Annotated in this window: 6 protein-coding genes; 5 read left to right on the top strand and 1 reads right to left on the bottom strand. The window is 29.8% G+C overall.

Annotation, left to right across the window (positions count from 1 at the left end):
• Positions 1-183: 183 nt before the first annotated feature.
• The 5 genes from ABUA17_RS07420 (at position 184) to ABUA17_RS07400 (ending at position 12,358) form a co-directional block, all read left to right on the top strand.
• The gene (locus ABUA17_RS07420; protein ID WP_349817977.1) at positions 184-6,156 is read left to right on the top strand and encodes a fibronectin type III domain-containing protein; all 5,973 of its coding nucleotides are present in this window, start codon (positions 184-186) and stop codon (positions 6,154-6,156) included.
• A gap of 189 nt (positions 6,157-6,345) precedes the next feature.
• Positions 6,346-7,815 (top strand): immunoglobulin-like domain-containing protein, encoded by a 1,470-nt coding sequence (locus ABUA17_RS07415; protein ID WP_349817978.1) that lies wholly within the window; start codon positions 6,346-6,348, stop codon positions 7,813-7,815.
• A gap of 250 nt (positions 7,816-8,065) precedes the next feature.
• Positions 8,066-9,421: a melibiose:sodium transporter MelB gene (gene melB / locus ABUA17_RS07410; protein ID WP_055277245.1), complete on the top strand. Its 1,356-nt coding sequence runs from the start codon at positions 8,066-8,068 to the stop codon at positions 9,419-9,421.
• Positions 9,422-9,441: 20 nt separating this feature from the next.
• Complete coding sequence (locus tag ABUA17_RS07405; RefSeq protein ID WP_055277243.1) at positions 9,442-11,718, top strand: alpha-galactosidase; 2,277 nt, start codon at positions 9,442-9,444, stop codon at positions 11,716-11,718.
• Position 11,719: 1 nt separating this feature from the next.
• Complete coding sequence (locus ABUA17_RS07400; protein ID WP_055277241.1) at positions 11,720-12,358, top strand: YczE/YyaS/YitT family protein; 639 nt, start codon at positions 11,720-11,722, stop codon at positions 12,356-12,358.
• 93 nt (positions 12,359-12,451) lie between these two features.
• Here the strand turns inward: ABUA17_RS07400 and ABUA17_RS07395 are convergent, their stop codons facing one another.
• A complete protein-coding gene (locus ABUA17_RS07395) occupies positions 12,452-13,336 on the bottom strand; it encodes an AraC family transcriptional regulator (protein WP_055277239.1) in 885 nt (294 codons plus the stop codon).
• Positions 13,337-13,354 lie beyond the last annotated feature (18 nt).

Below are 13,354 nucleotides of genomic sequence, written 5' to 3'. Positions count from 1 at the left end.
TAAAAGTTATATTTTTAAATTTATAAAAAATAAAAATTGAATTATAAATTTAATTTAATTCAAAAAACAATTACAAAAATGAACGTAAAGAGTTTAAAAAACGAAAAAAATAGAGTAAAATATAAAAAGATAAGTACTAAGTAAGGCAATTATCTATATTTGGCGAAAAAAGGAGAGGTGTAAATGAAAAAGATAGTATCGTGTACTATTGCAACTGCTTTAGCTACTACAAATTTAACTACTGTATCTGCAGATACTATAAAATCTGTAACAAAAATAGATGATTCTATTAATGCTAATATTAATGAAGAAGCTAATAGCTCAGTAGATGTTACCATAGAAGATATAGAGAAAATTGAAGGTTCATCTGAGGAAGGAATGGTAACAGAAAATAATAATGATTCGACAGATTTAGGAGATGAAGTTGTAGAAACAGAAGGTACTGAAAAGGAAACAACTTCTAATAATGAAGCTGATGAAATGATGAATGAAGGTATATTAAATTCAGAACAATCTTCAGAATTAAATTCAGAGGCTAGCGAAGTAGATAGCAAAGAGAGTGAGCAACAAGAACTTTCAAAATCTAATGATTCTACATATTTACAATCAGCTAAAAGATATGGGAAATTAGAATTTGATATGAATTTTGCAATGCCAATATCAAATACAGATTCTATGAAGCTTAAAATAAGTAAAGAGAATCAAGAGATTGGAGTAATAACTGATTTATCTGTTGAAGAAGGAACTTTCAGCAATGGTGCAACTTATAAAATTGAAACGTTAAATTCAAAGAAGTTACCGTTAGAAAGTGGAGATAATGATATTTACTTCTTACATATAACAATAGAAAAATTAGAACTTGGAACATATAGTGCAGAAATTACTGCTGAAAGTTATGTAGATACTACGGTTGAAAATATAGAAATAATGGATTTCTCAAAGAGAGTTATTTTAGGAAATAGTAGTAATGAAGCTTTAAAATATAATGGAGTATTTTTAGCTGGTGATGTAAATGGTGATGGAAAAATCGATATGGGTGACTATGAACTTATATTTGAAAATATCGGATCATCATATAACTCAAAATATGATGTAAATAAAGACGGAAAAATTGACATTGCTGATTTAACTTATGTTAATGAAAATATTGGATTAAGCCAAGGTCAAGTAGTAATTGAAAATACTGATGCAATCCTTGATGTTAATAATGTTAACGTAGATGAAAGTAAATTTAAGTTAGAATTTGGAGATAACTTAAAAGATATATTCTTAGATAATGAGAAATCAATAGGAATTGCGAAAAATGATGGACAGGCTCCTAGTAAAGAATCACCATTAGTTATTGATATTGATTTATCAAGTGCTATGAGGAAAAATGGATTAGCTAGAACTGGAAATGGCAATGAAGCTGTAGAAATGGAGAAAATAGTATTAAAGGCTCCTGAAAACTCTATTAATGCAAATGCAGGAATGCCAGAGGCAGGAAGTATAACTTATACTGATGAAAATGGTGTTCAACAAACAATTGAATTTAATAGCAATTCAAGTGATGTTTCAACAGCATCAGTATATTCAAGAAGCGTGGATGGGGATATAGTTATTGATTTAGGAACTCAAGTTGCTGTTAAACAGATTTCTATAAATGTAACAGCAAATAGAGGAAATAAAAATATTTCTGAAATAGCAAAAATTGAGTTTTTAAATAATGTATATAAGGAAGTTCCAGCTCCAAATATGAACATTCCTACAATAAAAACTTTAGAAACATCAACAAAATTACATGATGAAAGAATAACAATATCATGGGAAGCGCAACCAAATGTAACATCATATGAAGTAATGTATCAAAAACTTGATGCTAATGGAAAAGTTGTTAGTACAAAGAAGCTTCAAACAAACGAAACAAATATAAATATATTAGATAAGGATATTAAGCCTTACGACTTATATAGAGTAAGTATTCAATCATTAAATGGTGAATGGAGCAGTGGTTACTTAAGTGAAGATGATGTACCATCAGCTTTTGATGGAAAGGCAGATAACGTAGATGCTGACTTTAATCCAATTGATAGTTACTACAATGGTGATAAGGGAAGTGTATCAGAAATACAAGTTGTTCCATTAAATTCACCAGAGCCACCAAGAAACTTAACAACAGAGCAAGGATATAAGTCATTTACAGTAAGCTGGGAAGAGCATTCTGAAGCAAGAGACTTTGATATTTACTATAGAAAAATTGGTGATGAAAATAAAAATTGGATAAAAGCAAATGATAATAATAAAGAAGTTGCTGAAGGTAGCCAAGATATTACTAATCCAGATAAGAGTAAATTAGTAAGAAGTCATAGCTATACAGTTAATGGGCTTGAAGATAATGTTTCTTATGAAGTAAGACTTACAGCAACTAACCATTTAGGTACAAGTGAAATGTCTAAGACATATATAGCAAGTACAACATCAGTTAATCCACCAGTAATGCAAGAGTACAAGCTTATAAATAGACCAACAGATGAAAATGAAATTGGTACTACACATATCATTGATGTACGTAATAAGCTAGATGCTGATGGATGGGCAACTCAAGATGATTACTTACATTATGACTCTGAATATGCATTAGTTGATGGAGACTTTACTACTGAATGGAAGGTTGATAACTGGGATACAGGAGCTAGTTATGGAGCTGATAGAGGTTCAGAGATTACATTTGATGATACTTATACAATAGGCTCAATAGGAATTGGACAAACTTTAGAAAAAGGAAATTATATGGGCTTATATAAAGTTAAGGTTACTTATTGGGATGAAAATGGTGATAAACAAGTAGTTTATACAGAATCAATAACTGAAAAGTCTTCTAATGGACATAATTATTATATTGTAAAATTACAAGAACCAATAACTACAAATAAAATAAAGGTAGATACATCTGGATATGGTGGAAGTATACAAAGAATATCAGAGCTTAAATTCTATGAGTATGATAGCTTAGCAGATGATATAAAAGATTTATATGAAGATGATTTAAGATTAGTTCTTAAAGATACAGTAACTCAAGATATGTTAGATGAGTTAGCAGAGAGATTAAATACTCCAGATCCTATTTGTGGTGAATATCATCCAGAAAAGTCTGTTTTAGAAAAGGAATTAGATATTGCACAAAAGTTATTTAATGATAAGGAAGTTTCAGAAAAAATAACAACTCTTGATGCTAGTATCAGAACTGATAATGAAGGACCATCTTTAGGAATGGAAAATAGTTATCAATCATTAGGAAGTGTTGCAAGACCTTCAGTTGATGATGATGGAACAGCTAAGCAAATAGCTGTATATATGGGTTCATCTGATCCTAATACAAAGGTTGATATAGTATTCTTACAAAATTATGGACAACCAGGAGAATATATAAGTAAGGTTTATACAATATCACCTGGTAGAACTGAAATAACTATTCCAACAATTATTTCTGCCGATGTAGAAAAGGGTGGTCAAGTTATGGCTAGAGTTACTCAAGGTTCTACAACTGCAAATGTACAAATACGTTTAAGTGGAGTTACAGAAATTCCTCATTTAAATGTTAATAATTTAATAAATGATGATTCTAAGGAAAGTGAAGTTAAAGATAAGATTAGAACTTACATATCAGAATTAAGAACATATATGTCTGATATTAAGACACTTTACCCAACTCAAGTTAGTGATAAGGATAAGATAAATAATATATATCTTTATGATGAACAAACATCACCTTTAAATACAACAGATATTGAAGGAGATAGATTTACTCTTACATTACCTGCATCAGAAATACTAAGAGGTATAGAAAGTGGGTTAGAAGGTGATACAGAAGCTCAAGTAAATAGAGTTTATGATGCACTTTTAGCTTGGGAGCAAGAAGTACAAGTTGGTTTTGCTAAGAAAGGTGTATTTGAAGAAGTTCAAGACTTTAATGGAAATGGTCAAATTGATGAAGAAGACCAAGCATATTTCAAAAAGCATAGAGCACCACTTACAAGATTAAATATTAAGTATCAAAGAATGATGATGGGAGCAGCGGCTTATGCATCAAGTCACCATATAGGTGTTGGATTTGGTTCAGCACAATATATTCAAGGTGTTCCTTATAAATTTGATGATGCTGGAAATGTTATAAATGCAAGTGAAGCACACCTTTATGGAGGTTTAATAGGCCATGAAATGGGTCACTGTATGGATATTGGAGATAGACTTTATCCAGAAACAAGTAATAACTTAATGACTGCAATAACTGGAACTATGTTAGATGAAGATAGTCCATATGCATCAGCAATGAAAGATTTATATAAGAAGGTAACTTCAAATACTATAGGATTATCTACTGATAGAACTGTTGTAGTAAACATGCTATGGCAACCATACCTAGCATATGAAGATGACAGTACTTATAAGATGTTATTTACAGATAATGATGCAGATTTAAGTAATGATTCATTCTATGCAAAATTAAATAGAGCATATAGAGAAATGACAGAAGAAGAAAGAGCTGATGGAGATAGAGATCAATGGTTAATAAGAATGACTTCAAAAGTTGCAGAAAAAGATTTAACTGATTTCTATGAAGCTCATGGAATAGTGGCAAATGCTACAACTTTAAAATATGTATCTCAATTCCCTAAAGAAACTAGAAAGATTCAATATATAAATGATGAAGCTAGAAGAAGAAGAATGGAAGGAACTGCAGATATGGAAGCAGGAACTACACTTTCAGCTAGTTTTGGCGTTGATTCTAAGGGAAATCAAATTGTAAGTGGTTCTTATGTAAATGATAAAAATGTTACTATTAATTTATCTGTAGATAAGAGCAATGATAATATCTTAGGATATGAAATTTATAGAAATGGTAAACCTTGTGGATTTATTGAAAGAGATAAGGCTTCTGCAGATACAGTTTATACTGATGTTGTTGATAATATGAATAACAGAGTAGTAACTTATTCAGCAGTTGCATATGATTATAATTTAAATCCTACAAATACAGTTGAATTAGGAACTGTTAAGGTTAGACATGATGGTGGAGTTGCTAAGTCTAGTACGATTTTAACTACAAATACTATAAGTGTTGATGAAGGGCATAACGATATTCATTCATGTAATGAAAATGAAGATTTAAAACTTGCATTAGATGATGACAATACTACTGCTTACGAAGGTAGAATGTTAACTAAGGATGAGTTTAATAGTTCAGTTCATTTAACTGAAATGAATCCAAATAACGATCCATATGTAGTATTAGATACAACTGAAATGAAAACTTTAGTTGGTATTAAGTATACTGCACCAGTACAAACTTCAGGATTCATATTTAAGAAACAATCTGTAGTAAGTACAGCTCTTAAGAAATATAAAATTGAAGTAAGTAAAGATGGTTCTAATTGGACAACTGTTAAGGAAGGAACATTAGATTTAACAGCAGATAATCCTACAGCTACAATTTACTTTGATAAAGAAGGGGGTACTGGAGGAAATCAATTAAATTCATATAATGCAAGATATGTTAAGGTTACAGCTCTTGGAACTAAGAGTATTTCGGCAGCAGAATTAGAAGTATTAACTCCTCCAGGAGATAATATTGAAATAGGTGTATCTGATGACAATATTAATTACAAAAATGGTATTGGAATATTAAAGGATAAATTTGTTTATCAAGTTGACAACCCTGATACTGCTGAAAATGAAGAAAAATCAATACCAGCAGGTTCAATAGTTATAACTGGGGAATATAGAGGAAATCCTGCATTCAATGTGCCTTTAGTATTAAATCAAAATGAAGAGCATATTGCAGATAAGTATAATGGAATACTTATGGCTGAAATTCCTGATAATGGAGATTTAGAAGAAATATCAGAAGGTAACTGGATTTATTGGGTTGAACCACAAGATGCAGCAAATTTCATGACTGATAACACTGAGATTTTTGCAGAATTATATAGAACAGATAGTGCTGATGCCTTAACTGGTGGTCAAAGACTTGTAAGTGATACATTTAAAATTGCAGTACCAGATAAATTACCAGAAATAGTATTATCTTCAGGTACTACTACAACAAGAAGCAAATCAAATGTTAAGACTTTTGAAATTAAGGAAAATGTAATTGAAAAAATTACTGAAACAAGATAAAGCTTAGCAAGCTTAGAGAGTGACAAGTTTTAAGTGGCAAGTCACAAGGTTAGCAAGTGACAAGTTATGGTTTAAATTCAGCTTAGCTGAATTTGAAAAAGTGTATTTGGAAGAAACTCCGCAAGGAGTTTCTACTTAAACTACTAACTATTAGCTACTAACTCAAAACTAAAGTAATGGGGGGATAAAATGAAACCAGATAATTTTGAAAAAAAATCTGTTAGAAAAGCTAACAATAATAAATATAATAAAAGAATTGTAAGTTTAATTGCATTATCTGCAGTTGTTGTAAGTACATGTGCAGTGACAAAAAATATTTCAGCAGATAATAAAGAAAAGAGTAGCAATGTCTCTGTTGAATTGAATGTTGAAAAGTTAGAAAGAGATAAAGTGAAGATAGAATTAGAAAACTTTACTCCTGTAATAAAATCATTACAATTAAGCTTAAAGATTGATGGTAATGCAAAGTTTAGAGAAGACAGCATTAAATGGCTTGTAGAATCATATGCAGATGAAAGTTCAAGTGATTTAAAAACTCATGTAAAAATGGGTAATGATAAAAAATCTATGGAGATATTCATAGTTTCAAGTGAACCTTTAGTTAAAAATGGTGGAACAATAGAAATTTGTGAAATAAATGTTGAAAAAGATTCAGTAGGAAAATCAGCATATAGTATTGAAGCTAATGTTAATGCTGAAGGGGAATCTTATAGCTATGTAATTAACGATACAAATAGACAAGTTAGTGGAATTGATATGGCTAACTTAAGTGAAGAAAAATTAACTATAAATTCACTACCAGTAATAAGCTTAAAAAATTCTCCTGCAATAGCTGATGGAAGTATAATAGTATCTAAAGGTGACACTTTTGATGCAAAAAGTTATATTGAAGTTAATGATGAAGAAGATGGAGAAATTTCAGTTGATGAGGTTACTGTAACTGGTAAAGTTGATACTAAGAAGGTTGGTACATATAGTATTAAATATTCAGTTAATGATAGTGAAGGTGATGAGGTAACTTTAGTACAAACTGTTATGGTTGAAGAGGTCAATGCTAATAATGCAACTCCTCCAACAATTACTATTAACAATAATGGACAAGGAGATGGAAAATTAGTTGTTACTGAAGGTAAGGTAGGAAATTTACTTGATTTAATAACTGCAGTTGACTATTTAGGAAGAACTATTAATGTTAATATAGAAGGAAATTATGACTTAAATGTAGCTGGAGAGTACAAGATTACATTAGTAGCTACTGATAGATTAGGAAATGAATCTAGAAAAGATATTGTATTAACTGTTGAGAAGGCACCAGTAGTTCCAGATCAACCAGATCAACCGACTCAACCGGATCAACCAGATCAACCGACTCAACCGGATCAACCAGATCAACCGACTCAACCGGATCAACCAGAACAGCCAGGTCAACCAGATGGATCAGGATCAGCAAATAATAATGAAAATAATGGTACAAATAATAGTACAGATAATAATGGTACAAATAACAATACAGCAAGTAATAATATAACAAATACTGATAGTGAGAAGAAAAATGAACTTCCTAAGACAGGGCAAGGAGTATTCTATGGAGTAATAGTAGCTATAGCAGCTGCTATTATAGGAAGTGGAATATACTTAGTTACAAAAAAGAAAAAGTAAAATAAATTTAAAATATTGAACCCTGAAGGTGCAGTTAAAGCTGTATCTTTAGGGTTTAATTATTATCATATAATATCCAAATAAGAAAATAAGAAAATAAGAAAATAAGAAAATAAGAAAATATGTTAAAAAACATAAAAAGTAAACATTTTCTATGATTCATTCAACAAAAGCACCTATTATATAAAAATAATCCATTTATAATAAAATATGTAAAGGGTATCAAAAAAGAGATTCGGGAGGAGAGTTTATGAGATTAACAAAAAGGGCAAAATGGTGCTTTGGAATTGGAGCGATAGGTAAGGATGCTATATGTAATTTAGTAGGTATATTTTTAATGGTGTATATTACTGACATATTAAAATTATCACCGGCATATGCAGGAGCATTATTCTTTGTAGCTCGTATTTGGGATGCTGTAAATGACCCAGCAATGGGTATGATAGTTGATAATACACATACAAAATGGGGAAAATTTAGACCCTGGCTACTTATAGGAACAATTATTAATGCAATTGTATTTGTTTTATTATTTACAAGTGGTAATATGTCTACTTCGCAATTATATATTTATGTTGCGGTAATGTACATTTTATATGGAATGACTTATACAATTATGGATGTTCCTTATTGGTCATGGTTACCTAACTTAACATCAGATCCAAGAGAACGTGAAGAAGTTTCAGTAATTCCAAGGTTTTTTGCAAGTATGGCTGGATTTATAGTGGGGACATTTGGCTTAGCTATAATAACTAACTTTGATAGAATATTTGGAAATGGAGATTTAAAGGTAGGTTATACAGCATTTGCAGTTGTTATTGCAGTAATTTTCTTAGTTACTATAGGAATTACAGTATTTAATGTTCCTGAAATATCTACAAAGAAAAGTATAGAAAAGACTAGTTTAAAACAAGCTTTTAAATTATTAATAAAAAATGATCAAATGATTGCATTTATGGGAGTATTATTAGCATTTAATCTTTGTACACAAATAGTAAACGCAATATTAATTTATTATTTTAAGTATGTAACAGGGATGGAGAGTTTATTTTCAGTATTTAACTTTTGTATATTAGCTGAAATGGCAGGACTTATGTTTTTTCCTAAGGTTGCAAAAAAATTAGATAGACCAAAGGTTTATACATTAGCATGTTTATTAGTAGTTTTAGGATTAGGAATAATATTTATTGGTGGATTTATTGCACCACATAATGCAGTTATAGTCGCATTAGGAGCAATTACCTTAAAGATTGGATCAGCATTTTCACTTGGAATTACAACTGTATCTATTGCAGATGTTATAGATTATGGTGAGTTAAAGTTTGGAACAAGGAATGAATCAATTATTTGTTCTGCACAAACCTTCCTTATGAAAGCTTCACAAGCTGTATCAGGATTATTTACAGGAGTTGGACTAGCTCTTGTTGGATATGTTCCAGATGTAGCACAAACACCTACAGCAATAATGGGTATACGTATATTAATGATTGGAATACCAACAATATTTGTAGCATTAAGTTACTTTATTTATAAGAAATACTATAAATTAAAAGGAAATTATTTGAAAGAAATTGCAAAAAAAGTTGAACTAAAAGTTGCAGAATAAAATTACGGGGGAGATTAATCATGGGTATCATTTTTAATGAAAAAAGTAGGGAGTTTCATTTATTCAATAACAATCTAAGTTATATAATTAAAATTTTAAAAAACAATCAATTAGGACAATTATACTTTGGAAGGAAAATTCATCAAAAAGAAAATTATGACTATTTACTTGAATGTGCATATAGACCAATGTCTGCATACATGTATGAAGGCGAGTATGAATTTTCATTAGAGCATATAAAGCAAGAGTATCCATCATATGGAACTACTGATTTTAAATATCCTGCATATGAGATCATTCAAAATAATGGAAGTAGAATTACTAATTTTGAATATATAGAGCATAAAATATATGGTGGAAAACCTAAGTTAAAGGGTCTTCCAGCTACTTATGCAGAATCAGATGCAGAAGCAGATACATTAGAAATAAAATTATATGATAAAGAAATTGATGTTGAATTAGTTTTAAATTATACAATATTTAATAATGAATCTGCAATAGCAAGAAGCTGTAGATTTATAAATAAAGGCAAGGAAAATCTAGAATTAACTAATGCTATGAGTATGTGTTTAGATTTACCTGATTGTAATTATGAAATGATTCAATTATCAGGTGCTTGGGCAAGGGAACGAGAAGTAAGACATAGAAAGTTAGAGCAAGGTATACAAGCTATAAATAGTACAAGAGGAAATTCGGGGCATAATCATAATCCATTTATAGCATTAAAACGTCCAAATGCTGATGAGTTTCAAGGTGAGGCTTTAGGATTTTCTTTAATATATAGTGGCAACTTTTTAGCTCAGATTGAAGTAGATACTCATGATGTTTCAAGAGTGTTAATGGGGATAAATCCTTTTGGATTTACATGGAATTTGGGGAATAATGAAGAATTTCAAACTCCAGAGGCAGTTATAGTATATTCAGATAAAGGAGTAAATGGTGTAAGTCAAACATATCATAAACTTTATAGAACAAGGCTTGCAAGGGGGCAATGGAGAGATAAGGTTAGGCCAATATTAATTAATAATTGGGAAGCAACTTATTTTGATTTTACAGAAGATATTCTTTTGGAAATTGCAAAGACTGCTAAAGATGATGGAATTGAATTATTTGTTTTGGATGATGGATGGTTTGGAGCTAGATCAGGTGAAACTAGTGGACTTGGAGATTGGTATGCAAATACTGATAGATTGCCAAATGGAATTTCAGGATTGTCTAGAAAAATAGAAGAGTTAGGGATGAAATTTGGATTATGGTTTGAACTTGAAATGGTTAATAAGGATAGTGAGTTATATAGAAATCATCCTGATTGGATAATAAAAACTCCAAATAGATCAAGCTCTCATGGAAGAAATCAATATGTATTAGATTTTTCAAGAAATGAAGTTGTAGATTATATTTTTGAAATGGTAGATAAAAATTTAAGTGAATCTAGTATTTCTTATATAAAGTGGGATATGAATAGATGTATTACAGAATGTTATTCAGCAGCTTTACCATCATATAAACAAGGTGAAGTATTTCATAGGTATATTTTAGGGGTTTATGATTTATATGAAAGATTAATAAATAAGCACCCATATATATTATTTGAATCTTGTGCAAGTGGTGGAGGGAGATTTGATCCTGGTATGCTATATTATGCCCCTCAATGTTGGACTAGCGATGATTCTGATGCTATTGAACGTATTAAGATTCAATATGGAACTTCTTATGTTTACCCAATAAGCAGTATGGGTGCACATGTATCTATAACTCCAAATCATCAGCTTTTCCGTAATACTTCATTAGAAACTAGAGGAAATGTTGCATACTTTGGTGCTTTTGGATATGAATTGGATTTAACTAAGTTAACAAAAGAAGAGCATGAAATAATTAAAAAGCAAGTTGAATTTGTGAAAGAATATAGAGAGCTTATACAAAAGGGTACATTCTTTAGGTTACAAAGTCCTTTTGAAAATAATATTTCAGCATGGATGGTTGTATCAGAGGATAAGAAAGAGGCTATAGTTGCTTATTTTAAGGTATTAAATGATGTTAATTGTCCATTTAGAAGAATGAAGTTACATGGGTTAAATGAAAACTTATTATATTCAGTAAAGACAATAAGTAGTTCATCTAAGGAAAGTAGAAATAGTAATAGTAATTCAGATAAATTTAATTCATATTATGGAAGTGAACTAATGAATTTAGGATTAATAACTACAGATCCATCAGCAGGGCAAGTATTAGATGATGGAGAAACTTGTACAGATTATTGGTCAAAAATTTATGTAATAAGGGCAGAGGAGAAATAATATGAATTTGAAAACTAAGAGAATACTAATGGCGTTTATAGGTGTAGTCGTAACGGGGATTAGTATTGGAATGTTTCAATCTTCAGCATTAGGAACAGATCCATTTACTAGTTTTACAACTGGATTATGTAATGTTACTGGATTATCTTTTGGAGCTTTTTATACTATATTATGTGCTTGTATGTTAGTAATTGTATTCATATTAGATAAACGTTATATTGGTCTTGCAACTATATTCAATTTAATTGGAAATGGATTTATAGCTGATATAAGTAGAAGTTTTATTGAAAGTATTATAGTAAATCCAAGCTTTTTAATTAGAGTAGTATTACTAATTTCAGGTGTAGTTATAATGTGTCTTGCAGCATCACTATATTTTACAGCTGATCTAGGAGTATCAGCTTATGATGCAATTTCTAAGATTATGGCTGATAAGAAGATGGCACAATTTAGACTTTGCAGAATTTTAACAGATTTAATTTGTGTAATTGTTGGATTTTTATTAAAGGCTTCAGTTGGAATAGGAACTGTAGTTACAGCATTATTTATGGGGCCGCTAATTCAATGGTTTAATAATAATGTTTCGGAACCACTATTATATAAAAGTAGTAAAAAAGATAGTTTGAAAATTAATTTTTAAAATTAATAATAGTAATTAAGTAAAATCCTTTAAAATAACATTTATAAAAAATAGAGAAAAAAACGGGCAAGGTAAGCATTGTCCGTTTTCTATTTATATAAAGTCTAAGGATTTAATTTCCATTTCAAGTCTTTTCTTATGTTCATCCCTATTGGATTTTCTATATTTAGTAGGAGTTAATCCAAATTTGCTTTTAAATACTGCAGAATAAGCTTCGGGATTTTTATATCCGCAGTTCAAAGAAATTTCTTCAATTGATTGGTCAGTTAAAGTTAAAAGTTCAGCAGATTTAGTTATTCTAAAATTAGATAAATAATCTTTAGGGGATATTCCTAAAATATCATTAAATAGTATATATAAATAACTTCTACTAATAGAAAGATGTTTAGCAATATCATTAACCATAATTCCTGATGAATAATTATTTTTTATAAAGCTAATAGCACCTCTAACATAGGTGTTTTTAGTTGTAAGCTCTTTACTTATACTATTTTTAGAAATATTACTATCATTAATTAATAAGGAGAAAAATTGATATAATAATCCTTGCAAGTAAAACTCTTCTTTTAAGTTTGATTCATTATGTTTAAGCATTTTTAATACTAATTTCTTCATTTCGCTTGAATTATCATTTTTAAATATTAAATCATTATGATTTAATCCAATTTCATGAAGATATTCAGCAGCCCTAGGACCTGAAAAACCAATCCAAATATATGTCCAAGGTTCTTTGCTATCTGCTTGATAAAATGTTCTAATATTTGGTTCAATTAAGAATCCATGATCTTTTTCAATGGTGTATTTTTTATCATCAACATAATAATAACCTTTTCCGGATAATACATAATGAATTATGTAATTTGCTCTTACTGCTGGGCCAAAATTATGTAATGGAGCACATTTAGCATGTCCGCAAAAACATAGATAAAAATCCTTGAATTTTCTACTGGATAGTTGTAATACAAAAGAATCTTCCATAACAATTCCTTTCTAATT

Source organism: Clostridium sp. RTP31139st1_H3_RTP31139_211217 (assembly GCF_040227035.1).
GTDB classification, from domain to species: domain Bacteria; phylum Bacillota; class Clostridia; order Clostridiales; family Clostridiaceae; genus Clostridium; species Clostridium saudiense.
Note: the sequence above shows the minus strand (reverse complement) of the source record. Positions and strands in the feature narration are given on the sequence as shown.